The 24,448-nt window shown below is 56.7% G+C and carries 19 protein-coding genes and 1 pseudogene; 6 read left to right on the top strand and 14 right to left on the bottom strand.

Annotated elements, in window-relative coordinates; translation table 11 throughout:
• Positions 1 to 93 precede the first annotated feature (93 nt).
• From xseA to K7H21_RS07275, 3 genes are all read left to right on the top strand, one after another.
• Positions 94 to 1,467: an exodeoxyribonuclease VII large subunit gene (xseA, locus tag K7H21_RS07285; protein ID WP_004123541.1), complete on the top strand. Its 1,374-nt coding sequence runs from the start codon at positions 94 to 96 to the stop codon at positions 1,465 to 1,467.
• A gap of 81 nt (positions 1,468 to 1,548) precedes the next feature.
• Positions 1,549 to 2,577 carry a M4 family metallopeptidase gene (locus K7H21_RS07280; RefSeq protein WP_223035674.1) on the top strand — a complete coding sequence of 343 codons (1,029 nt, stop codon included), beginning with the start codon at positions 1,549 to 1,551 and terminating at the stop codon, positions 2,575 to 2,577.
• Positions 2,574 to 2,918 carry a protealysin inhibitor emfourin gene (locus tag K7H21_RS07275; RefSeq protein ID WP_004123545.1) on the top strand — a complete coding sequence of 115 codons (345 nt, stop codon included), beginning with the start codon at positions 2,574 to 2,576 and terminating at the stop codon, positions 2,916 to 2,918. Before K7H21_RS07280 ends, K7H21_RS07275 begins: the two co-directional genes overlap by 4 nt.
• Here the strand turns inward: K7H21_RS07275 and K7H21_RS07270 are convergent.
• From K7H21_RS07270 to K7H21_RS07210, 13 genes are all read right to left on the bottom strand, one after another.
• Positions 2,915 to 3,130, bottom strand: coding sequence for a zinc ribbon domain-containing protein (locus K7H21_RS07270; protein WP_004123550.1), 216 nt, complete (start codon positions 3,128 to 3,130; stop codon positions 2,915 to 2,917). The two genes, K7H21_RS07275 and K7H21_RS07270, sit on opposite strands and share 4 nt — an antisense overlap.
• 118 nt (positions 3,131 to 3,248) lie before the next feature.
• A complete protein-coding gene (locus K7H21_RS07265) occupies positions 3,249 to 3,641 on the bottom strand; it encodes a cell envelope integrity TolA C-terminal domain-containing protein (RefSeq protein ID WP_004123572.1) in 393 nt (130 codons plus the stop codon).
• 58 nt (positions 3,642 to 3,699) lie between these two features.
• Positions 3,700 to 4,077: a TonB family protein gene (locus K7H21_RS07260; protein WP_004123575.1), complete on the bottom strand. Its 378-nt coding sequence runs from the start codon at positions 4,075 to 4,077 to the stop codon at positions 3,700 to 3,702.
• A 158-nt stretch (positions 4,078 to 4,235) separates the two neighbouring features.
• The gene (der, locus tag K7H21_RS07255; protein WP_004123577.1) at positions 4,236 to 5,714 is read right to left on the bottom strand and encodes a ribosome biogenesis GTPase Der; all 1,479 of its coding nucleotides are present in this window, start codon (positions 5,712 to 5,714) and stop codon (positions 4,236 to 4,238) included.
• A 114-nt stretch (positions 5,715 to 5,828) separates the two neighbouring features.
• Positions 5,829 to 7,007 carry an outer membrane protein assembly factor BamB gene (gene bamB, locus K7H21_RS07250; protein ID WP_004104478.1) on the bottom strand — a complete coding sequence of 393 codons (1,179 nt, stop codon included), beginning with the start codon at positions 7,005 to 7,007 and terminating at the stop codon, positions 5,829 to 5,831.
• A gap of 10 nt (positions 7,008 to 7,017) precedes the next feature.
• Complete coding sequence (locus K7H21_RS07245; RefSeq protein WP_004123578.1) at positions 7,018 to 7,638, bottom strand: YfgM family protein; 621 nt, start codon at positions 7,636 to 7,638, stop codon at positions 7,018 to 7,020.
• 34 nt (positions 7,639 to 7,672) lie between these two features.
• Positions 7,673 to 8,947: a histidine--tRNA ligase gene (gene hisS / locus K7H21_RS07240; protein WP_004123579.1), complete on the bottom strand. Its 1,275-nt coding sequence runs from the start codon at positions 8,945 to 8,947 to the stop codon at positions 7,673 to 7,675.
• 91 nt (positions 8,948 to 9,038) lie between these two features.
• Positions 9,039 to 10,160 carry a flavodoxin-dependent (E)-4-hydroxy-3-methylbut-2-enyl-diphosphate synthase gene (gene ispG, locus K7H21_RS07235; RefSeq protein WP_004123581.1) on the bottom strand — a complete coding sequence of 374 codons (1,122 nt, stop codon included), beginning with the start codon at positions 10,158 to 10,160 and terminating at the stop codon, positions 9,039 to 9,041.
• Positions 10,161 to 10,186: 26 nt separating this feature from the next.
• On the bottom strand, positions 10,187 to 11,152 hold the full coding sequence (gene rodZ, locus K7H21_RS07230) for a cytoskeleton protein RodZ (protein ID WP_004123583.1): 966 nt from the start codon (positions 11,150 to 11,152) through the stop codon (positions 10,187 to 10,189).
• A gap of 277 nt (positions 11,153 to 11,429) precedes the next feature.
• Positions 11,430 to 12,596 carry a dual-specificity RNA methyltransferase RlmN gene (rlmN, locus tag K7H21_RS07225; protein ID WP_004123586.1) on the bottom strand — a complete coding sequence of 389 codons (1,167 nt, stop codon included), beginning with the start codon at positions 12,594 to 12,596 and terminating at the stop codon, positions 11,430 to 11,432.
• A 409-nt stretch (positions 12,597 to 13,005) separates the two neighbouring features.
• Complete coding sequence (gene ndk, locus K7H21_RS07220) at positions 13,006 to 13,437, bottom strand: nucleoside-diphosphate kinase (protein ID WP_004114414.1); 432 nt, start codon at positions 13,435 to 13,437, stop codon at positions 13,006 to 13,008.
• A gap of 162 nt (positions 13,438 to 13,599) precedes the next feature.
• Positions 13,600 to 15,924, bottom strand: coding sequence for a peptidoglycan glycosyltransferase PbpC (pbpC, locus tag K7H21_RS07215; protein WP_087828492.1), 2,325 nt, complete (start codon positions 15,922 to 15,924; stop codon positions 13,600 to 13,602).
• Positions 15,925 to 20,871, bottom strand: a complete 4,947-nt coding sequence (locus K7H21_RS07210; RefSeq protein WP_154922296.1) for an alpha-2-macroglobulin family protein — start codon at positions 20,869 to 20,871, stop codon at positions 15,925 to 15,927.
• 208 nt (positions 20,872 to 21,079) lie between these two features.
• On the opposite strand from K7H21_RS07210, the gene sseA reads away from it, so the two are divergent.
• From sseA to K7H21_RS07190, 3 genes and pseudogenes are all read left to right on the top strand, one after another.
• Positions 21,080 to 21,925, top strand: coding sequence for a 3-mercaptopyruvate sulfurtransferase (gene sseA, locus K7H21_RS07205; RefSeq protein ID WP_142470136.1), 846 nt, complete (start codon positions 21,080 to 21,082; stop codon positions 21,923 to 21,925).
• A gap of 160 nt (positions 21,926 to 22,085) precedes the next feature.
• A pseudogene (locus K7H21_RS07200) lies at positions 22,086 to 22,728 on the top strand (DUF5066 family protein).
• A 68-nt stretch (positions 22,729 to 22,796) separates the two neighbouring features.
• Positions 22,797 to 23,624, top strand: a complete 828-nt coding sequence (locus K7H21_RS07190; protein WP_004123602.1) for a hypothetical protein — start codon at positions 22,797 to 22,799, stop codon at positions 23,622 to 23,624.
• Between the two features lie 43 nt (positions 23,625 to 23,667).
• Here K7H21_RS07190 and sseB read toward each other — a convergent pair whose 3' ends face one another.
• Positions 23,668 to 24,444, bottom strand: a complete 777-nt coding sequence (sseB, locus tag K7H21_RS07185) for an enhanced serine sensitivity protein SseB (RefSeq protein WP_223035673.1) — start codon at positions 24,442 to 24,444, stop codon at positions 23,668 to 23,670.
• Between the last annotated feature and the right edge of the window lie 4 nt (positions 24,445 to 24,448).

Below are 24,448 nucleotides of genomic sequence, written 5' to 3'. Positions count from 1 at the left end.
TCTACCCTTTTTTGCAAATAATACTTGCGATCCCCTCCCAGCAGGTTACTATCGACTGAATAACCTGCTGATTTAAAATTTGATCTTGCTCACATGTTGCCATCTCAATCCCCCTCAATTTACACGGTTAGCCGCCTCAATCAGTCGGTTCGGCTGCTGCTGGAACGTGAAATGGGGCAGGTGTGGATTAGCGGCGAGATTTCAAACTTCAGCCAGCCATCTTCTGGTCACTGGTACTTCACCTTAAAGGACGATAACGCCCAGGTGCGCTGCGCGATGTTCCGCAACAGCAACCGCCGCGTGACGTTCCGTCCGCAGCACGGGCAGCAGGTGCTGGTCCGCGCCAACATCACGCTGTACGAGCCGCGCGGCGATTATCAGATCATCGTGGAAAGCATGCAGCCTGCGGGCGAAGGTCTGCTGCAGCAGAAATATGAACAGCTTAAGGCAGCGCTGGCGGCGGAAGGCTTGTTCGATCAGCAGCATAAAAAAACGCTCCCCTCCCCCGCGCACTGCGTCGGCGTCATCACCTCTAAAACCGGCGCTGCGCTGCATGATATTTTACACGTGCTCAAGCGCCGCGATCCTTCCCTGCCGGTCGTTATCTACCCGACCGCCGTACAGGGTGAAGATGCGCCGGGGCAGATCGTTCGCGCCATTGAACTGGCCAACGCGCGCCATGAGTGCGATGTGCTGATTGTCGGGCGCGGCGGCGGTTCGCTGGAAGATCTATGGAGCTTTAACGACGAGCGGGTGGCGCGGGCGATTTTCTCCAGCCCTATTCCCATCGTCAGCGCCGTAGGCCATGAGACCGACGTCACTATCGCCGATTTTGTTGCCGACCTGCGCGCGCCAACGCCCTCCGCTGCGGCGGAAATTGTCAGCCGCAACCAGCAAGAGCTGCTGCGTCAGCTCCAGTCCGGGCAGCAGCGTCTTGAAATGGCGATGGACTACTTCCTTGCCAACCGCCATCGCCGCTTTACCCAGATTTTTCACCGCCTGCAGCAGCAGCACCCCCAGCTGCGGCTGGCCCGTCAGCAAACGGAACTGGAAAGATTGCGCCAACGCATGCGTTTCGCTCTTGAGACGCAGATGAAGCGCGCCGACCAGCGCCAGCAGCGCGCCGCGCAGCGCCTGAATCAACAAAATCCGCAGCCGCGCATTCACCGCGTCCAGAGCCGTATTCAACAGCTGGAATACCGGCTGGCGGAAAACATTCGCGCGCGTCTTGGCGAACAACGTGAACGCTTCGGTAATATGGTCACGCATCTGGAAGCCGTCAGCCCGCTGGCGACGCTCGCCCGCGGCTATAGCGTCACTTCCGCCAGCGACGGCAAAGTGCTGAAACAAACGACGCAGGTGCGCGAAGGTGACCTCCTCACGACCCGCCTGAACGACGGCTGGGTAGAGAGCGAAGTGAAGAACATCACGCCGGTGAAGAAAACCCGTACTCGCAAAAAAGCCTGATTATCCTGCCTTTTCGGCAGGGGATAACTATACTGCTGTCATGCCCTTTTAAAACGGTTTTATCCGGCTAAGGAGCGTGATATGCCAGAAGCTTATCCCCGTTATGTGATTCCGCCCTACATCTTACGTCGTATTGTCGATCGTGGTTCTCTTCAGCAACAGCGCTGCGCGCGGAACACCCTCAGCCATGTTCAGACCCTGATGGCGCACGTTCCGGGCCGCCCCGCCGCGGCCCACGTGACGACGCCGGGCCTGCTTGAGCGCGACATTTATGATGCCGGGCAGACCCAGGATCTGCCGGGTACCCAGGTTCGTTTTGAGGGACAGCCCTCCAACGGCGACGTAGCCGTTGATGAAGCCTATGACTATCTCGGCATCACCCATGATTTTTTCTGGAAGAGCTACCAGCGAGATTCGCTGGATAACCGCGGGTTGATGCTTACCGGCAGCGTCCACTATGGTCACGAATATCAAAACGCGTTCTGGAACGGCCAGCAAATGGTATTTGGCGACGGGGATGGCGAGATTTTTAATCGTTTTACTATCGCTATTGACGTGGTGGCGCACGAGCTAAGCCACGGCGTGACGGAGAGCGAAGCCGGTCTCATCTATTTCGAACAATCCGGCGCGCTCAACGAATCACTATCAGATGTCTTTGGATCGCTGGTCAAACAGTATCAGCGCCAGCAGACGGCAGACAAAGCGGACTGGATCATTGGCGAGGGGCTACTCGCGAAAGGCATCCACGGTAAAGGTCTGCGCTCTATGTCGCAGCCTGGCACCGCTTATGATGACCCTATCCTTGGCAAAGACCCGCAACCCGCGCATATGAAAGACTTTGTTCATACCCAGCAGGATAACGGCGGCGTTCATATTAACTCCGGTATTCCTAATCACGCCTTTTATCTCGCCGCCAGCGCAATCGGTGGTTTTGCATGGGAAAAAGCGGGATATGCCTGGTACGACGCGGTGTGCGATCAATCTCTGGCAAAAGACGCCGACTTCTCGGCCTTTGCCAGACTGACGATTCACCATGGCGAGAAACGCTCTGGCAAAGAGGCCGCTGATGCGATTACTCAGGCCTGGGAGCGGGTCGGAGTCGCGCTATGAATCTCCCCGATCTCAGCGATGACGCGGTCATTGAGCTGGCGCGCGAGGGCGGTGTCGCCTGGATCCCAGCGCTCAGCGGGATGCGTAAGATTGTCGTTGCCCGGCTTAACGAGCAACAAAGGCAGCGGATCGCGACAATTCTCCAACAGTCGCTACCGCTGGGCAAGCCGCCAGGTCAGCCAGACTCGCCGGGGAGCGGCGACCAGCGTTTCTTCCGCATTCAGATAATTAGCGAACAGTATTATCACAGCCTGATTATCCTCATTCCCGAGGAGCGTGCGCCAAGTTCACTGATTGAGCTCTGGCGCGACGGTGAAGGCTGCGTCAGCGATAAAGATTAAATCGGCACAAACTCGACGCGTTTTTTTGAAATCAGCCCGTGACCGTGCTGGCAGAAATAATCCACCGCGCCGCAGGCTTTCAAAACTTCTAGCGGCTTGTGGCAATCCGGGCAGCGGGCTTCAACAACATAATCTTTCGCACAATGCTCGCAATGGGCGCTATTGCCCTGCACAGCAAGCTGCGCATGGCATACGGGGCAATCAAATTCCATGGTGACTCCTGACGACGGGTATATCGCTTTATTTTATCACGGTTGCACAATCTGTGGCTGCTGCCAGTCATTAGCCTCCAGCAGGTTATTCGCCCCCTGCGGTCCGTCGCCTTTAATTTTATTCACCCTGCATACTGAATCGGGACTGAGCAAAAGCATCATAGACCTGCTTATCGGTAAACGGCGGAAAAGTGGCCCGTTTAGCGGCATCTACCAGCGCGGCACAATAGGCTTTATGACCTTCACTCGTTGTCACGCTATTCAGTTTCCCCTCATCGCTAAAACTCAGATGTATCGTGCATTTTTTACCCGTCCAGCCGTAGCGATTGGATAACTGGGAATCAATAGACTCTTTTATCGCTCGCGCCTGTTTGCCATATTTATCGTTATCACTGAAGCGTCCGGAGCTACAGCTCCCAAGCGCTGATGTTTTATGACAGTCAGAAGGATGAAACGGCGTACAGCTGCTGGTTAAAATAACCAAACCGACCATCACTATTGTTTTTTTCATATCCCTGCCCCCATCGTTTGATACGATTCTCCCTACGTTCATTTACGTGCGTTCTACTTTAGCGAAAAGGAACGCCCCTGCTTTGAATACTGCCGGGCTGGTTTGGCGCTGGCACCTCTACGCAAGACGGCCCCGGCGTGAAATAAATGGTAATGATGTTATTGCTGGAAGGCTTCCCTTTGACGTATCGCCATTTTTCCATTGCGGCCCTGACTTCATTATCAAACATTCCGGAAGGATCGGAGTTTAATAACTGAACGTTAGTCACCCGCCCATTCTCATCAACGTCAAATTGCGCTTTAACCTGACCCGGTATCCCTTTTTTTTCGGCTTTCGCGGGATAAGCAGGCTTAACGCGTGGTTCAATCGGTTGTGATTCAGCGGCACAGGCTATAGGAATAAGAAACAGCATCAGGAGAGTTAAAAGGGTTTTCATTCTGACCTCATTGTCACAAAAATATTTATCCTCCTTGGTTTTTCTCACATTTATAACCCGGCCTCAAGCGAGTTTATTATTATTCTGCGCATGTACAATGGCGATAATAAAAAAGCCCGACGGGTGCGGGCTTTAGGTTTTTGATGCTAGCGGATAGCTTATTTACTTTTCTTGATGTGCTTAATCAAGCGCTTACGCTTACGCATCTGGTTCGGCGTCAGGGTATTACGTTTGTTGGCAAACGGGTTTTCCCCTTCCTTGAACTGAATACGAATCGGCGTGCCCATCACTTCCAGCGATTTACGGAAGTAGTTCATCAGATAGCGTTTGTACGAATCCGGCAGGTCTTTAACCTGGTTACCGTGAATAACCACGATCGGCGGGTTATAACCACCGGCGTGGGCATATTTCAGCTTCACGCGACGGCCGCGCACCAGCGGCGGCTGATGGTCTTCGGCAGCCATAGTCATAATGCGGGTCAGCATAGCGGTGCCCACACGACGGGTGGCGCTGTCGTACGCTTCGCGCACGGATTCAAACAGGTTGCCTACGCCGCTGCCGTGCAGCGCGGAGATAAAGTGCACGCGGGCAAAGTCAATAAAGCCCAGACGGAAGTCGAGGGTCTCTTTCACCTGCTCTTTAACTTCCTGGCTCAGGCCGTCCCATTTATTGACGACAATCACCAGCGAGCGGCCGCTGTTGAGGATAAAGCCCAGCAGGGAGAGGTCCTGATCGGAAATCCCTTCGCGCGCATCAATGACCAATAGCACCACGTTGGCATCTTCAATCGCCTGCAGCGTTTTGATCACCGAGAATTTTTCGACGACGTCAGTGATTTTGCCGCGCTTGCGCACGCCTGCGGTATCGATAAGGACGTATTCACGCTCATCGCGCTGCATCGGGATGTAGATGCTGTCGCGAGTGGTTCCCGGCATATCGTAAACCACCACACGATCTTCGCCCAGAATACGGTTGGTGAGCGTTGACTTACCCACGTTTGGGCGGCCCACAATCGCCAGCTTAATCGGCAGATCCTGCGGGTTAAAATCATCTTCCGGCTCTTCAACTGCTTCGCCGTTCTGCTCCGCTTCAAACTGCGCCCAGTATGCCGCGTCCTCGTCCACTTCTTCCGGCGGGTTCACCTCGTCAACCCACGGTAACAGCACGTGCTCAAGCAGGCTGGTGACGCCGCGGCCGTGCGAAGCGGCGATCGGGTAAATCTCGCCTAACCCCAGCGACCAAAAATCGGCAATCGCCTGATCGGCATCGATGCCATCAGTTTTGTTTGCCACCAGGAAGGTCGGCTTTTCACGAGAGCGCAGATGTTTAGCAATTGCCGAATCCGCCGGCATCAGGCCCGCACGCGCGTCGACCATAAACAGCACCACGTCCGCTTCTTCGATTGCCAGCAGCGACTGTTCCGCCATCCGCGTTTCTACGCCATCTTCGGTACCGTCGATCCCGCCGGTATCGATACAGATAAATTCGCGGCCTTCCACTTCAGCACGACCGTACTTACGGTCACGAGTCAGCCCCGGGAAATCCGCGACCAACGCATCGCGAGTGCGCGTTAAGCGGTTAAAAAGCGTGGATTTTCCAACGTTAGGGCGCCCGACAAGCGCGACCACAGGTATCATGTTAAATGCCTCATACTAAAATCGATACAACGCCATTTTCATGGCGTTTTTAAAAAAGCCAAAACGGCCCCTGTCTGTCAGGGGCCGTTTCTCAAAAATAGACTACCGCTGTTGTTAACGCGTAATCGCGTACAGCGTCCCGTCTTTCGCCTGAATCAGCAGTTTGCCGTCAGCAACAACCGGATCGGTCAGGAAGCCTGAGCTGTCTACCTTCTGCTGAGCCACAAAGTGACCATCTTCCGGGTTGACCCAGTGCATATAGCCTTCGCTATCGCCAACAACCAGGTTGCCATTATACAGCACAGGCGCCGTCAACAGGCGGTGCAGCAGATCGCTTTGCGTCCACAGCGTCACGCCACCGTCGGTGGTGAGCGCCAGCAGACGGTCGTTTTGATCAACCAGGTAAATACGGTTGCCGTCGACGATGAAATCGTTCACTGAACCCAGCTCGCGTTTCCACATAATCTGGCCGCTGCGCAGATCCAGCGCCGTCAGGTTACCGTTGTAGGCCAGCGCATAAATCACACCGTTCACGATAACCGGCGTCGTATCGACGTCGTTAAGACGGTCGATTTCAGTCGGGCCGGTGGCGGTAGAGATACGCTGCTGCCAAATCATCTGGCCCTGCTGCATCAGCACCGCGCTGACGCGACCGTTATCGCCACCCACAATCGCTGCGCCGTACGCGGTAGCCGGTGCGGATTCGCCGCGCAGAGAGAGCGCTGGCATATCCAGGTTAACGGTCCATTTCACCGCGCCGTCAGCTTCGTTCAGCGCCTGCAGCTGACCGTTAGTAGTATGAATAAGCACCATACCGTCGCTGACGACCGGACGGGAAATCGCTTCACCCGCCACGCTCGCTTCCCATGCGACGGTACCGTCGCTGGTGTTCAGCGCGTAAACTTTCGCTTTTTCGCTACCGATATAAACATGGCCGCCGGAGACGGTCACGCCGCCGGAGAGCAGCGCAGGCGCGCGGGAGAACCAGCCGTCTTTCTCGGCCAGGTTAACCGACCACACCTCTTTGCCGTCGCCTGAATTCAGGGCTTTAACGGTGCCTTTACGATCGGCGGCATATACAACGCCATCAGCAAAAGCCGGGTGCAGGTTAGAGTAGAATTCGCCAATACCGCCGCCAACGGAGGTGCTCCAGGACGTGGACGGCGTAAACTGGTTTTCCACCGTCGGCAGTGGCGACATTTTCACCACATCTTCTTCGCTGTTAAACAGCGAACAACCGCTCAATAAGGTAACGGAAAGCAGCCCTGGCAAAAGTAATTTACGCAATTGCATCGAGTCCCTCTCAGATGGACAAATTATTTATTTTCATACGCATCATTTCGCTGAGCGCCGGTGAAGCATCGCTTTTCGCGCCCGCTTCCCATGCCGCTTTCGCCCCTTGCTTATCGCCTTTGCTCAGCAGGATCTCGCCGCGCAGGTCGGCGACAATCGCGGTCCAGCCTTCGCCTTTCACGGCATCCAGGGTTTTCAGCGCGGCATCAGGCTGCTTAAGCTGCAGCTGTACGCGAGCAAGACGCATATTGATAACCGATTTCAGGTTATCATCAGAAGCGGCTGCCAACCCCTGCTGAAGCTGCTTTTCAGCGTTCTGCAGGTCGTTTTTATCGACAAACTGCTGCGCCAGCTCAAGAGACGCAAACGCACCATAGGTGTTTTTGCTATCGGCGGCAAATTTCTGCGCAGCGTTCAGCGCTTCTGGTTTATCCGATTTGAGCGCGGAAATCGCATTTTCATAAGCCAGAGACGAGCCCCTGGCGGTGTCCAGTTGATGGGAGGTCCAGTAGCGCCAGCCAACCAGCGCGCCAACGCCCAAAATCACCCCGACGGCCAGCGCCTTGCCATTTTCAGCAAAGAAACGCTTTAACGCATCGACCTGATCGTTTTCGTTATTGTAAAGTTCCACGCAGTCCTTCTCCTGACTAATGATTCCCGGGAGATTAACCCAGAAGTGTGCGCAAATGCGCGGCAACGCTATCCTGCGTTACGGTAGTTTGCTCACCTGAGCGTAAATCTTTCACTACCACGTTTCCGTCGGCGATTTCTGACTCGCCCAGCACCAGCGCAACGCGAGCGCCCCATTTATCAGCGCGCGCAAACTGCTTCTTAAAGTTGCCGCCGCCGTGGTTGGTCATCAGCTTAACGCCGGGTAACGCATCGCGTACCTGTTCAGCCAGACGCATTGCTGCGGACTGGGTGTCAGTTCCGGAGGCTACCAGGTATATATCGACAACAGGATCGGCTTTAAATTCCGGATTCACTGCCTGAACCAGTAAAACAAGACGTTCCAGCCCCATCGCAAAGCCGACGCCAGGGGTAGCGCGACCGCCAAGCTGCTCAACCAGACCATCGTAACGGCCGCCGGCGCAGACGGTGCCCTGGGAACCGAGGCTGGTGGTGACCCACTCAAACACGGTGCGGTTGTAGTAGTCGAGACCGCGCACCAGACGCTGATTCACGGTATAGCGAATACCCGCATCATCCAGCAGCGCGCACAGCCCGGCAAAATGCGTTTTGGACTCTTCATCAAGATAGTCGCCCAGCGTCGGGGCGTCGTTCAGCAGCGCCTGGACGTCCGGGTTTTTAGAATCCAGCACGCGCAGCGGGTTGGTGTACATGCGGCGTTTGCAGTCTTCGTCCAGCTTATCTTTAAACTGCTCAAGATAGGCCACCAGCGCGTCGCGATAGTTGGCACGAGCCTCCAGCGAACCGATAGAGTTCAGCTCCAGAGCAACGTGGCTGGAGATGCCCAGCTCGCGCCACCAGCGGGCGGTCAGCATAATCAGCTCTGCATCAATATCCGGCCCCTGCAGACCGAACGCTTCGGCGCCAATCTGGTGGAACTGGCGATAACGCCCTTTTTGCGGTCGTTCGTGGCGGAACATCGGTCCGATATACCACAGGCGCTGTTCTTGATTGTACAGGAGACCATGTTCGATGCCGGCGCGTACGCAACCAGCGGTACCTTCCGGACGCAGAGTCAGGCTATCGCCGTTACGGTCCTCAAAGGTGTACATCTCTTTTTCAACCACGTCGGTCACTTCGCCGATAGCGCGTTTGAATAACGGGGTCTGCTCTACAATCGGCAAACGGATTTCGCTGTAACCGTAGCTACCAAGCACCTGCTTCAGTGAGCCTTCAATGCGCTGCCAGAGAGCGGTTTCGCCCGGCAGATAATCGTTCATGCCACGGATGGCTTGAATGTTCTTTGCCACGTTTATTCTCTTTATATATACAAAAATGAACCCCGGCGCCTCGCGCCCGCAGGTTCAATCATACACGGGAAGCGTATCGCTTCCCAACACGTTATTTCGCTTCAACCTGCTGAATATCGATGCGACGCGCCTCATCCAGCATCGATGCTTTAGCGCGAATACGCGCTTCCAGCTGATCGATCATATCGTCGTTATCCAGCCTGTCTTTACGTACGCCGTCTTCGTACAGGCCGCTTTTCTTGTTGCCGCCGGTTACGCCGAGGGTGGAAACCAGCGCCTCGCCGGGACCGTTTACCACGCAACCAATGATCGAAACATCCATCGGCGTAATAATATCTTCCAGGCGCTGCTCCAGCGCGTTAACAGTACCGATAACGTCAAACTCCTGACGTGAACAGGTCGGGCAGGCAATAAAGTTGATCCCGCGAGAGCGAATACGTAGCGACTTGAGAATATCGAAACCCACTTTGATCTCTTCAACCGGATCCGCCGCCAGAGAGACGCGCAGCGTATCGCCGATCCCTTCAGATAGCAGTAAGCCGAGTCCGATCGCGGACTTCACCGCGCCGCTGCGCGCACCGCCCGCTTCGGTGATCCCGAGGTGCAAAGGCTGATCGATCTGTTTCGCCAACAGGCGGTAGGATTCAACCGCGAGGAACACATCGGAGGCTTTTACGCTGACTTTAAACTGATCGAAGTTGAGACGATCGAGATGATCGACATGGCGCATTGCCGATTCCAGTAGCGCCTGCGGGGTCGGTTCGCCGTATTTTTCCTGGAGATCTTTTTCCAGAGAACCTGCGTTTACCCCGATACGAATAGGAATGTTTTTATCGCGAGCGCAGTCCACCACCATGCGGATACGCTCTTCGTTGCCGATGTTGCCAGGGTTAATACGCAGGCAATCAACGCCGTATTCCGCTACCTTCAGCGCAATGCGGTAATCGAAGTGAATATCGGCAACCAGCGGGACGTTAACCTGCTGTTTGATAAGTTTGAACGCTTCCGCCGCATCCATCGTCGGCACCGAAACGCGAACGATATCCGCGCCAACGCGCTCAAGGGCTTTAATTTGATTTACCGTCGCCGCCACATCGGTGGTGCGCGTGTTTGTCATCGACTGTACGGCGATGGGGGCGCCATCGCCAATCGGCACATTCCCAACGTAAATTCGTTTTGATTTTCTACGTTGAATCGGAGCCTGGTTATGCATGAAAAATCTCCCGCGTTACCCGTCTGTTACTGCGCCGGTGATTGTTCGGCATTAAGGGTCAGACGTGCAACCTGGTTAGTTCTGATAAAACGACTTAAATCGACAGGTTTACCCAAATACTGGATCTGTACCGCTGCCGGGGCGCCGATTTTCAGTTTATAAGGTGCCTGGCCGCTCAGGTTGAGGTTGCCGCCTTTACGCTGCAAACCGCTGAACAGCTTTTTACCGGTCGCATCACTCACTTCCAGCCAGCAGTCGGCGGTGAAGTTCAGCACCAGATCCTGCGCGGAGGCCGCCGCAGCGGTCACGTTTGCCTGATCGGTCGGTAACGGCGAAGTTGCCGCCGTATCAACGTTTGCCTGCGAAGGCGCAACCACGGCGTTATTCTCGACCGGAGCCGGAGTCGGGGCCGGTGCCGTAGTCGGCGCCGGAGAAGTCTCGACAGGCGCGCTATTGGCAGCGGTATCCGGTGCGGAATTCGCCGATTGATTATCCAGCGGGATGCTTTGGCTGTTGCTATCGCCAGAATTCAGCTCAGCGGAGGATTGATCGGCCATCGTGGAGATCTCGTCCTGCTGTGCTTTGTGGTCCTGCCACCACCAGGCGCCGCTGAGGCCGATCACCACGAACAGCACCAGCCAGGTAAAACTCATCAGCCAGCCATCGCGCTTTTTGCGACGTTTACCCAGCGAGAAGGTCTGCATGGGGGCAACTTTCGCCGCCCGAATCGGAGCCTGCTTGGCCATCATCGGCAGCAGCTCTTCTTCCGGAATGTGCACAAGGCGGGCATAAGAGCGGATATAGCCGCGCAGGAAGGTTGAAGCAAGATCGGCGGGTGCCTTATCGTCTTCAATATCACGAACCGTGGAAACCTTCAGGCATAAGCGTTCAGCCACCGCCTGCTGGCTGAGCCCGAGTTGTTCGCGGGCATTACGCAGACGCGCGCCCGTGGTATTTGCTTCTTGATGGTCTTGAGTGGCTTCAGTATTCATTCGCTACAACTACTGGTACGTGAAATTTAAAATTCAGCGCCGGTTACCCCGCGCCGCGAGACATCTGCTCAACGTCAGACAAACAGTATAAGTCCGTATGACCTGGTATCACAGAGACTTATCAAAATTGAATGCTAAGCGGTTGTTGTACCGCTACATACTGCCTCAAAGTCGACAAAAACGCACCGTAATTATTAACCACAACAGCGTATTTCGCCCGGCGATTCCACATAAATATGCAACGCACCGCATAGGCTGCGCGCTGCATCATTTATTATCAGACCGCCTTCACGTCGATCGCTTCGCCCTGCATACGTTTACGCAGCGTACGCTTGGTACGGTCGATAACGTCGCCGGCCAGCTGACCGCAGGCGGCGTCGATATCGTCGCCGCGGGTTTTACGCACGATCGTGGTGAAACCATACTCCATTAACACTTTGGAGAAACGGTCGATACGGCTGTTGGAGCTACGGCCATATGGCGCGCCAGGGAAGGGGTTCCATGGGATCAGGTTGATCTTGCACGGCGTATCTTTCAGCAGCGCGGCCAGCTCGTGCGCATGCTCGGTGCCGTCGTTGACGTGATCCAGCATGACGTATTCGATAGTGACGCGGCCCTGGTTGGCGTTGGACTTCGAAATATAGCCGCGCACCGAGTTCAGGAAGGTCTCGATGTTGTATTTCTTGTTGATCGGCACGATTTCGTCGCGAATGGTATCGTTCGGCGCGTGCAGAGAGATGGCCAGCGCGACGTCAATCATATCGCCAAGCTTATCAAGCGCCGGCACCACGCCGGAGGTGGAGAGCGTGACGCGACGCTTAGAAAGACCAAAGCCGAAATCGTCAAGCATGATTTCCATGGCCGGAACCACATTAGTCAGGTTCAGCAGCGGCTCGCCCATCCCCATCATCACCACGTTGGTAATTGGACGTACGCCGGTGGTCTTCACCGCGCCGACGATTTTCGCCGCGCGCCAGACCTGGCCGATAATTTCCGAAACCCGCAGATTGCGGTTAAAACCCTGCTGGGCCGTAGAACAGAATTTACACTCCAGCGCGCAGCCCACCTGGGATGAAACGCACAGGGTGGCGCGATCGTCTTCCGGAATATACACGGTTTCGACGCGCTGATCGCCAACGGCAATGGCCCACTTGATGGTGCCGTCGCTCGAGCGCTGCTCTTCCACGACTTCCGGCGCGCGGATCTCCGCGACTTCCTTTAATTTGCCGCGCAGAACCTTGTTGATGTCGGTCATCTCATCAAAGTTGTCGCAGCAGTAGTGATACATCCATTTCATCACCTGATCGGCGCGGAAAGGCTTTTCGCCCATGTTTTTGAAAAACTCGCGCAGCTGCTGACGGTTCAAATCCAGCAGGTTGATTTTGGCATCTTTGTTCGGCACCGTCAGAGCGGCGCTATCAGGCGTGACTATTTGTTCAGACATAATTGATTCCGGCCTCGTTATTACACGTTATGGCCCCTGGAGGGTTGAAAAAAGAAACGCCCCGGGAGCGACTGCTCATCCGGGGCGCTGTATTCTACAAATTCTGGCCCATCAATACCACGTTTGCACGCTGCAATGATGAAAAAATCTGTAACTGCCAATCCTCTAAGGATTTTCGTTTGTCGCAAGGCGGCAAGCAAGTGAAGCCCCGGCAGCATAGATAAGCGACCGGGCTGAACGCGCGCAGCCAACACCGCGATAGTCGAAAAGACGACGAGGATGGGTATCTCCACAGTATTTTACGTCACGGCGAGGCGGCGAGTTCGCAAATCTCCGGGAGCATAGATAACTATGTGACCGGGGTGCGCGAGTGAAGCCAACAAAGCGGTGGCGTGAAAGACGCGGGAGATTAGCGGGTGCGCGGGCAAACCTCGCCTTCAGCAAAGAAAAACGCGATTTCGCGCGCGGCGGATTCAACAGAATCGGAACCGTGGGTGCCGTTCTCGGTGAAGCTGTCAGCGTAGTCTGCGCGCAGGGTACCCGCCAGCGCGTTTGCCGGGTTGGTTGCGCCCAGCAGATCGCGGTGACGCTGGACCGCATTTTCGCCTTCCAGCACGGAAACCACGATCGGACCGGAAGTCATAAATTCAACCAGACCGTCAAAGAACGGGCGACCTTCGTGCTCAGCATAGAAGCCGCGAGCCTGCTCAACGGTCAGGTGCAGCATTTTGGTGCCAACAATTTTGAACCCTGCAGCTTCAAAGCGAGAAAAGATGCCGCCAATAACGTTTTTTGCCACCGCGTTTGGTTTGATGATGGAAAAAGTACGTTCAATAGCCATGATAACCTCTTTATATATGTTGTTCTGTTTCGCAGATGAGACCGATAAATACGGCGCGAATTATAATCATCATCTAAGGCGGTTGCCTATGTGTTTAGGTAACATTTTTTTAAAAAAAAGCGACCTTAAACAACAAATCCGGCCAATTCAGGTAAGTTTTGTTTATTGCACGGTGAAGCTGGCGGCAACAACCTGCCCCGCCTCATCCATCACCACCAGTTGATAACTATCGGGGCGCTCAAGGTTAAGGGTGGCGCTGGCGCCTTCCGCGATCAGCGGTTCGCCGTTCAGAAACCACCAGCGCCGCCCTTCCCCACCGGTCGTTTGCAGCGGCAGAATCACCTTCAGCTCGCCGGGCAGACGTTTAACCACCGCGCCTTCACGGATGCCGGATAGCGCCAGCGGGGCGGCATCGGCGGTTTGCGCCGGCGGGCAGTCCGCCGAAACCGCCGGCAGCCTTGCGCGACGCCGTTCGCCCGCGGGCAGCCAGGGTTCAAGCGGCAGCGGCCAGACGTCGAGGATTTTCGCCACCGCGCCGGGGCAATCTGCCGCCACCCGCTCCCCTTTCTCATTCAGCCATACCGGAAAACGAATTCCACGAATACCCTCCTGACCAGGCAGCAGCAGGGTCGGCGGCTGGCTCTCGTCGAGCAGCCAGGTTGCCAGCCGTCGGCGGCAGTTCACGTCGCCCGCCGGTAAATTCTGCCCTCCGGGCCAGCACACGGTCCCGGCACTGACCGACGACGGGCGAGGATCGGCCGGTAATCCGCCGCGGCTGATGGTTGGTCGCGCCAGCAGCAGATTATTGACCTGATTCAGCAATGGCACCGCGCTTACGAAACCAAACTGCCCAACAACCGGCGTACCGTCGGGTCGTCCGGTCCAGATACCAATCAGATAGCGGGCATTCACGCCGATCGCCCATGCGTCGCGATAACCGTAGCTGGTGCCGGTTTTCCACGCCAGCGGCACCACCTGCACCAACGACGCATCGGGAACCGGCTGCGCTTCGCCAGCCATGATACGTCGCACAATCCACGCCGCCCCCGGCGACAGCAGCGCCCTCTCAACCAGCGGCGAGTCCGGCGTGATGCGCAATTGTCCCGCCTTGCCGTGGCGGGCAAACGCGCTGTAAGCCGCCACGATATCCGCCAGACGCGCGCCGGCGCCGCCGAGGATCAGCGACAGATTCGGCTCCGCGCCGGCGGGCAGCATTAGCGGCAATCCGGCATTGCGTAGCCTGGCGGCAAAACGCTTCGGCCCGTAGGCCTCCAGCACCTGCACTGCCGGAAGGTTCAGCGAGCGAACCAGAGCGTCGCTGGCGCTCACCGGCCCGTGAAATCCGCTATCAAAGTTGCCCGGGCGGTAGTCGCTAAAGCGTCGCGGCACGTCCTGCAGTAAAGAGGCCGGATGGATCAGCGCTTCATCCAGCGCCATACCATAGACAAACGGCTTCAGTACCGAGCCAGGGGAGCGGATCGCCGAGACCATATCAATATGACCAAAGCGGCTATCATCGCCAATATCCACCGATCCTACCCAGCCGCGAACCTTCATATTGGTATGGTCGACCACGATCATCGCTAAAGAGCTGCGCGGCGGCAGGCGCGATTTCCAGTTCAGCGCCAGATCTTCCAGCTGCCGCTGTAGCCCGGCATCCAGCGTCGTGACCACCTTCTCTGCGCGGCTGCTCGCCAGCGCGCGGCGGGCAAAAAGCGGCGCCAGCTGCGGCATCTGCCGCGGAAACAGCCAGACGGGCTCTTCGAGAGCTTCTCGCACCGGCTGCGACGGCCACACGCCCTGGCTTTCCATTCGCAGCAGGACTTTATCGCGTGCCGCCTGCGCCCGTTCGGGCCAGCGGTCGGGGCGTAAGCGGCTCGGCGCCTGCGGCAATACCGCCAGCAGCGCCGCTTCACCGTAGCTGAGCTGCGCGGGGGATTTACCCAGATAGGCCCAGCTGGCCGCGCCGATCCCCTGCAGCGTACCGCCGAAGGGCGCCCGGTTGAGATAGAGCGTGAGGATCTCGTTTTTTGACAGATGCCACTCCAGCTGCAGCGCTCGCCATAGCTGCCGCAGCTTGCCGCCAAAGGTGCGAGGATGAGGATCGAGTAGGCGAGCTACCTGCATGGTGAGGGTGCTGCCCCCGGAGATCACTCTTCCGGAAGTGAGATCCTGCCAGGCGGCGCGAGCGATCGAGAGCGGATTGACGCCGGGATGATCCCAGAACCAACGATCTTCATAGTGGATCAGCGCCTGTAAATAGCGCGGCGAAACGTCAGCCAGCGTCACCGGATAGCGCCAGACGCCCTGCGCATCGGCGAAACGCCACAGCGGCGTGCCGTCTTCCGCCACCACCACTCTGGCAGGCGTAACCTCATGCAGCGGCAGCGGCCACAGCCGATCGGCCGCCAGCAACAATAGCCACAGCAAAAAAATAAACGCCGCCAGCCAGCGCCAGCGGCGTTTTATACGCTTCAATACCCGCATTTAGGGCGCAACGGTTAGCGGTCCGCTGGCCGCGCCGGTTGCCCGCCACTGCGGCACGTACATTGACTCGACCTGCGGCTGCGGTACCAGATAAGTACCTGGCGTCACCGCGCGCGCCAGATAAACCAGCGTCACCGGCTGGCCTTCATTGATAGCCACCGCGGCGACGAAGCGATCGTCGCGAAACTCAATGTGCTGGATATCCGCCTGCTGCATCTGGTTAAGCAGGTTCTGCACCGCTTCGCCATTCTCCTGCAGGCTGGCGCTGCTGTTAGCCAAATTCTGGTTTTCCAGCTCCAGCCCGGCCGGAAGTAAATCTACTACCAGCGCGTCCGGCACGTTGCGTTTGGCCGTCACTTCCAGCTTCACCAGCACCAGTTCGCCGCTGCGCAGCGATGCGAGCGATTTCTGCTGGCCCTGAGTATCGAAAATTTGCCGTTCGATTCCCAGCACGTTGCCTCCCGGCTGCGGAGCGCTTTGCGGATACCCACTGCTGTCGAGGCGAAGCCACAGCGGCTGCTGGCCGGTGTTGGTGACCTGCAGCGCCGCCAGCTGGTCGCCGGTCAGGTTGCGGGTTTGCGCTTTATCGCCGGAGAGCGGTTCGGCCTGCACGGAGGTTTGCGCCTGCCAACTGCCAGGAAGGTCCTGCAACGTACGCCCGGCCAGGAACAGGGCGTTACTCTCCTGCGTCGAAAGCCAGCGCTGGCCGTATGCCTCTTCCGCCAGATTGCTGAGTAGCGTATTTTGCGCTTCCGGCAGCAGTTTGTTCTCCTCCAGCAGCGCCAGCTTCAGCGCATCGTCGCGCAGTTCGCTGCCGTAATCGCCGAGCCAGCGGTTCGCATCCTGACGCGGCGTGGCCATCGCCAGCTTCAGGGCCTCGTCGCCGCGCGGCGCATCGCCCATCAATTTCAAGGCTACGCCCAGCTGCAGCAGCGGCAGACCGGAACGCGCCTGGTCGTGACGACTCCAGATCTCGCGCAGCGCGCCGAGCGGCGCTTTCTGCTGCCGGGCCAACACCAGCGCGGCGTAGGCCTGAGCGGCAAAGCGGCTGGCCTGGGCATCATCGCTATAGCGGACGGTCATCAGCCCCGGTTCCTGTAAATAACGCAGCAGACGCTGGTTACCGCTGTTGACGGCGTTAGTCGGGACGCTATAGCCCTGCTCCCCTGCCCGGACGAGGAAGTCCATCGCGTAGGCCGTTAGCCAGTACTCCTCCGGCCCCTCTTTATCCCACAGGGCGAAACCGCCATCATCGCGCTGCATCTGCAGCAGGCGAGAAATGCCGATATCCACCGCCGCGCGTCGTTTTTCATCGCTATCGCCGCTGATGCCCAACGCTTTAAGCTGGACGGCGTTGGTATAGAGCGACGGGAACAGCCCGCTGGTGGTCTGCTCCAGGCAGCCATAGGGATAGGCTTTCAGGTCGCGAATATAGCGCGCCAGGTTCAGCGGCGGCTTGCCGCTTAACACCAGCTGTCCCTGCAGCGTCGCCGGCGAGAAGCCCTCGCTTTGCGTCGCCGGAGCCTGCCAGCTTTCACCCGGCTGGAGAACGGCGCCGGAATTCACGGTTTGCGCCGGGAAAGCCGGACGCACGCCGAGCTTCCACTGCTTCTGCATCGGCGCGAAGGTTTCACCTGGCAGGTTCAGGCCGCTGATAGTGGCATTCACCTGACCATCGCCGAAACCTTCATGCGCGCGGACGGGTATAAACAGGGTGCTGCGCGCGCCGGGCGCCAGCTGCACCGGCGGTATTTCTCCCCCTACAAGCTGCAGCAGACCGCTGGCGGTCAGCGCAACGTTGAGGGTTTGCGGCTTATCGGTCAGGTTACTGAGATCCAGCGCCAGACGAGTGGTATCCCCGCTGGCAAGGAATCGCGGCATGTTCAGCTCGGCAATGACCGGCGCAGCTACGATCGTTTTCCCTTCGCTGCTGCCAAAATCGTCAGCGGTCCACGCCTGGGCCATCACCCGCAGTTCGCCGTTAAAGTCGCCAATCGGCAGAGTCACCGTTCCTTCGCCTTTCTCATCCAGCACCACAGGCTGCGCCTGCTGGGCGATAATCGTTACGTGGTTAACCGGCGGTTTGCCGCCGCGCTTAAGTTCATCGCCGTCGCCGCCGAAGCGCAGGCTGGCGAGTCTCCCCTGCCCTTCAATCACCTGGCCATAGATATCGTAAATATCGGCCCCGTAGCGTTTCTGGCCGAAGAAAGCGTTCCACGGGTCCGGCGTCGCGTAGTCGGTAATATTCAGTACGCCGCTATCCACGGCGGAGAGCAGAACGTTAACCTGTTTCGGCGTCTCGCCTTCTTTGACGCTGGCCTTAACCTTCACCGTCAGCGGCTGGTTCGGACGCATTTTAGCCGGCGCCTCCAGCGCCAGATTCAGACGACGGTTTTCGTCGCCGAGCGGCAGGTGCAGCAGCCCCACCGCCCGTTTTGGCGTCGCGGAGCGGGATTTATCCCCCGGACGAATGACCAGCGCGCTGAGGTATAGGTCGTGACGATTCCACGCTTTATCCACCGGGATCGATAAGTCCATCCCGTCCACCGGGACGTCAATCTCCTGCCACCACAGCGGCCCTTCGCTTGATTCCACCAGCGCATAGCCTTTACCGGCTGCCGGAGCGGCGATATGCAGCTTGATGGTATCGCCCGGTTTATAGGCCGGTTTATCCAGCTTCATGGTGACGCGGTCCGGACGCGCCGCCCCCTGGCCGTCGCTGTTATCCTGCCAGCTGTATCCGGCCCAGAAGCGCACGCTGCTGACCACATCATCCGGCCCTTTGACTTCCAGGCGATAAGAACCCCACTCGACCGGGAAGCTCACTTTCGCCGTTTGTCCGGCTGAAATATCCAGCGTCTCCTCGCCTTCCTGAAGATCTTTTTGATCGAACTGCGACTGCCAGCCTTCACTATCGGACCAGTTCCAGTAATAGTCGCGGCGTTCGCGAATTAACCGCACCTGTAGCCCGGAGACCGCCTTCTTCTCACCTTTCGCATCGGCATACACAATCTCAAACGCGGCGGCGCCGTTTTCATCCACCACCGGCTGCTTGACGGTGCTGTCGGTGCGGTAGTCGTAAACCTCTTTCAGGGCAAATTCTGGCCGGATACCCGGCAGCGTATCGGCAGGCCAGATTGGCTGTCTGACGGTGCGCGTAACCGGACGTCCGCCGGACTCCAGCAGGCTGGCCTGCAGGATCACCTGCAGCGGAGAGCGGCTCTCCTGCCACTGGCTGGCGGCGATGACTTCCGCATGGCCTCGATCGTCCAGAGTGGTCTGTACTTCATCCAGGCTGCGGGAAAGGTTCTCTTCGGCAATGTCGCCAAACTGGAAGCCCGGCAGCGCAGGCACGGCGTCGCGCAGCGGACGCAGGAACAGTTTGCCCTGCAGCGGGTTGCCGCTGGCCGGCGCACCGTACAGATAAGCGCCGGTCACGGCAAAGCTAACATCCGCTGCCGGAGAGACGGGCGCATTTTGCGGCGTGAGATTTAGCGCCATGCGCTCAGGCATAAAATCTTCAACGTGAAAATCCCACTCGCGCGGCTGGTTGTCGCCGGTGCTGGCGCGAATGTGCCACATTCCGGTCGCCGCGCCGCTATCAAGGGGATAAGTAAACTGGTACAGGCCGTTAACCGGTTTGCTGACCGTCGAACGAATGACCTGCCCGTCCGGCTGTACCACTTCCAGCTTCACCGGCTGCTCGGGGAGCGGTTTACCGTCGCTATCGCGCAGTAAAGCGTTGAGGATTACCGTTTCGCCCGGACGATAGAGATCCCGTGGACCAAACATAAATAGCTGCTTGCTGAAACCCGGCGCGCCGGCGATGGCAAATTCAGCCAGGTCCAGCGCCGGGAGTTTGAGATCCAGCAAGGTGGTTTGCCCGTCCTTACGCGCCAGCAGCAGCGCCGCTTCTTTGTCCGTTTGCAGCGTCACATGGCCCTGGCCGTCGCTCTTCGCCTGCGCAAGCATCTGCCCTTTGGCGTTCAAGAGCTGAACATCGATATCGGACTGCGCCGCGCCGTTTTCCAGACTTTGGGTAAAGACATCCAGCCGGTTGTGGTAACGGTGCGCGGATACGCCGATATCGCTGAGGGTGAACAGCGTCGCGGCGTTGCTATAACTGTAGCGGCCCGCCTGGTTCATCACCGCAATATACACGCCCGGCTCCTGCAGCGGTTTGATATCCGCCAGCGGCAGCAGCAGTTTTTCACGCGTATTACGCGCGGGGTTGAGGTCAAAACGGCCGGTATAGACCAGATCGGCCATCTTCAGCAGCTCATCCGACTCCCAGTTACTCAATGAATTACGGTATTCCCATTGGCTGACGAAGGCCGAAAGTGATTCTGGTTTAATACGGAAAAAATTGACGTCGACGTTATCGACATTCAGCGCCATCACCGGCAATCCGGCCACCACTTTCCCTGGCAGCAGCGAACCCCGGCTGGCAAAGCCGATGCTCGGGGCAATATCGCGGGTGGTAATAGTTTTTTCAAAGCTGCTGTCAAAGGTCGCTTTATTCAGCGCCGCCAGGGTTGGATCTACCGATACAATCAGCTCCCGTTTTGGCTCAAGATGGCGAAGCCGCAGCTCTTTCAGGTTAGGCGCCAGCTCCCAGGCCCCATCAACTTTGCCGCTTTTTTTATCGACCAAATGTACGCTACGGGAGAAGTCCTGATCCGGCTGCAGAGGGATTGAGAAGGTCAGCACCAGCGTCGACGCACCGTCGAGCTGTACTTCCGAGGCATCCAGCAGCGTTAGCGCTTTGCCTTTACTTTTGTCCGCCAGCGCCGCCAGTTGGCTGGCATCCGGCTTCGCGCTAGCTTTATCCGTCGCCGTAGACGCCGCGGGCGCAGCCGCCTGCTGTTTGCCGCTGTCGTCGCAGCCGGTCAACGATAGCGCGGTGAGTAGCGCCAGAGATAGTGCCGCCAAACGAAATGGTTTCATCCTTCTAACCCCTCGGCCCGCAGGCCAGATACATTAAGTGAACACATTATTATGCGTTAACAATATCATTACCAACAGCGACGAGAATAGAATCAAACTCCCGAGAGTCAATCATCCGTGATACGGTCGCCACTCTGGGATCCATAACTTGTCACTCTCCCGGAAAACGTCGACAATTCATTCTTGAACAATAAAAAAGGAGACGCCGATGTCTACCTCGTTTTTTGTCGCTGCCGACTGGCTGGCGGAACATATTGATGACCCGGAAATCCAGATTATTGACGCCCGTATGGCTCCGCCGGGACAGGAACAGCGCAATCTGAATGCTGAGTATCAGGCTGGCCATATTCCCGGCGCCGTTTTTTTCGATATCGAAGCCCTCTCCGACCATACCAGCCCGCTGCCGCACATGATGCCGCGCGCCGAGGCATTTGCCGTCGCCATGCGCGAACTGGGCGTAAGCAGCGATAAGCATCTGGTGGTATACGATGAAGGCAATCTCTTCTCCGCGCCGCGCGCCTGGTGGATGCTGCGCACCTTCGGTGTCGAAAGAGTTTCGATTGTAGCCGGTGGACTGGAAGGCTGGCGTCGTGATGAGCTGCCGCTGGAGCAAGGTCTACCGGAGCTGCCGGAAGGCGAGTTTGACGTTAATTTCGATCCTCAAGTGATCAAACGGTTAACCGACGTTCTGCTGGTAAGCCATGAGGGATCGGCGCAGATCGTCGATGCTCGCCCGGCCGGGCGCTTTAATGGTCTGGTGGCCGAGCCGCGCCCGGGTTTGCGCAGCGGGCATATTCCCGGCGCGCTAAACGTTCCCTGGAACGAACTGGTGATTAACGGCGAACTCAAAACCACCGATGAACTGAACGAGATTTTCGCTCGCCAGGGCATCGACTTTGAGCGGCCGATTATTGCCAGCTGCGGATCCGGCGTGACGGCGGCGGTCGTAGTACTAGCGCTCACCACATTAGGCGTTAATGGCGTTAGTCTGTATGACGGCTCCTGGAGCGAATGGGGGGCACGAACGGATTTGCCGATTGAACCCGCGCAGTAAAACGGTTTGATGATAATTATTGCGGAGCTATATGTTCCGCAATAATTTAATAAATTCTCTTTTTCCTATCATTTAGCCAGGATATCATCTCATGCACTCCTCCGCCATTTTACAGGCAAATGAATTTTTATTATTAATAATTATTTAATATGAAAATACAATGGAAGATTCAATGAAAGACTTAATGGAATTAGTCATAAAAAATAATCGTAATAAATCCCCTGACCCGATGCCTGTTGATGAAATCTCTCACCTGCGCGTCAGAAAATACCGTGCCCCGCAAAATGAAGAAACCGTTGAGCTACCGGAAAGTTTAAAAGCCTTACTGGCTTACGATCGACAGCTTATTAGCCCACATGATCAGCCGGTCATTGAATGGTTGCAAAAAAACATTGATGTTAATGGTATTCTGCACTCTGAAAATCTGGATGAGGACGTGTACTACCGCAACGGTCTGGATATGACCGGAAAATCAAGTGAGGAGCTAAGTCCTCGGTGGAATAACGATCCAGTCTTCCGGCTTTGATTCCCATCAACCATATTGGTGACCAGGGCGTCTTTATTTATATCACTGAACGTGATGAGAACGGTGAATATCCGATTGCCCGTGTGGACGATCAGGAGCTATGGCTTTCAGAATCCTCGCTGATTGAGTATTTACATGGGATATTTTCAACGCAAAGAGAAACGAGGTCGGAATGAGAGGCGCGTAAAAAACCAACGAAATACGTGATGGCGCACTGCTGGAGCTAGAATTTATACACAACGATCTCTACAGAAAATTTGAGGGTTGCGCTGAGTAAATTATTGAATCACGGTACTGAAATCCTTATGGCTAATTTTCAGGAATGTATGACTACAAGGAGTAATAATGGCGATTGTATCAGGAAATAATAGCGCTGATAGAAAAGGTATCCCTTGGTTCGGGGGGATTGTTGGCCTGGCGGTCGGTTTGACGATGCTCTATTACTGGTCAGAGTGGACTCACTGGTGGCCGGGCAACCTCCCTGAGGAGATGTCGCCGTATATGCTGGTCAAGGGCATTGATTTGGGGGAAGTTCCGCTCCATGCATACGGCAAGCTGCTCCTGTTCGGCTTTCTTCTGGTATTCCTTTTTCCCGGCTACGGCAAGCTTCCCATTGCCGCATGGATGCTCCATAACCAGCCATCGGGCGGAACGTTTTTTAACTGGATACTGCGCGCCTGGGGGGTCAAATGCGGTGTTCTGGTCCTTGTCTTCTGCAATCTGTTCTTTTTGCGATATGTCCCTTCCACAGCGCTAAGTTTATATAGTTTTATTCTTCAACACGTGAGTATCCTGGCATCTGTTGTATTAGGAGGGCTGCTGGTAGGCGATGCCTGCCGACTGGCGCGATCTGCTGATGCGCCATTGAGCGATCTGCGCCTGCTGATGGTACTGATATTAGGGTTTCAGCTCCACTGGCCCATGCAAATTACCTTACTTAACGCTCGTAATTTCGACTCTCTGCCTGCGGGATGGGCTTTCACCGCCGCGCTGATGATCGGCGTTTTGCTGGCTTTTTTACTGACTGCCATACTGGCATGGGGGGTGTGCAGGATGTTGGGCGATGAAAATTGCCGGGCCTGGCGTGGGCAGTTCGCACTGTTTAATGGAATGATTATTTTGTGCGTAACGGGGAAAGGGGTGTTTGGCCTGGTGTCGTATTACCTGAAATAAAGCCAGACCAATAATCAGACGGGGGCATAAGCCCCCGTTGTGTTTAGATAATTCGCTTCTGCTTAAAGTCGCGCAGGAAGCTGCCCCAGCGCTTTTCATAGAATGGCGTAATGTGGGCAATCATAAAGTGGCTAATTCCCCTTTCACCCTCCACCACCTGGCAGATATCAATCGGCTCATCGCCTACAAGCGTGTCGGTCGCGACGCTGCCGGTGGCCTGAATTATCTCTTCAATATCGCCTTCGGCTTCAATACCGATCAGCAGGTTGGCCGGGGCATCGGCGCTGTCTTTAATAGAGCATAAAAACGCGCGCTTCACCGTTTTCAGCGTCTTGAACAGCGTGGTCAGCGAGTCCACCATCTGCGCGGGCGGTTCGGCAACCTCAGACAGCAGCAGCGACTCGCCGCCCTCAAGCACGGTCTGGGTACTGAGCGGGCTGCCCTCTTCCCCCAGCAGATGGCTAATTTCACGCGGCGCAAACTCTTTGCCGGTGGGGAGTTTGGCATTGAGGTAGAGCGTTTCGCCGAGGGTCATAGCGAACAGCGTGCGCACCGGCATCACCACGAAAGACTGTTCGTCCTCAACGGCCTGCTGTAGCGCTTCCAGCGAGGTGAAAAAAGGAATAACCGATGTGCCGTCATCTTTTTCCCAGTGCTGTAGGTCCAGTACGCTGTCTTCCACAACCTGCTCGGCCCGGGCAGCGGCCCCCGGCACCCAAACGGTGGCTTCCAGCAAAGTACGGAAAAACGCCGGACGGTGGCCTGGCTCGGTCGCCGCCTTCTCCAGCAGGGTTTCTAACTCATTTTTAGTTTCGGACATAGTT

This window comes from Klebsiella sp. CTHL.F3a, from assembly GCF_019890895.1.
Taxonomy (GTDB): Bacteria; Pseudomonadota; Gammaproteobacteria; order Enterobacterales; family Enterobacteriaceae; genus Klebsiella; species Klebsiella grimontii.
Note: the sequence above shows the minus strand (reverse complement) of the source record. Positions and strands in the feature narration are given on the sequence as shown.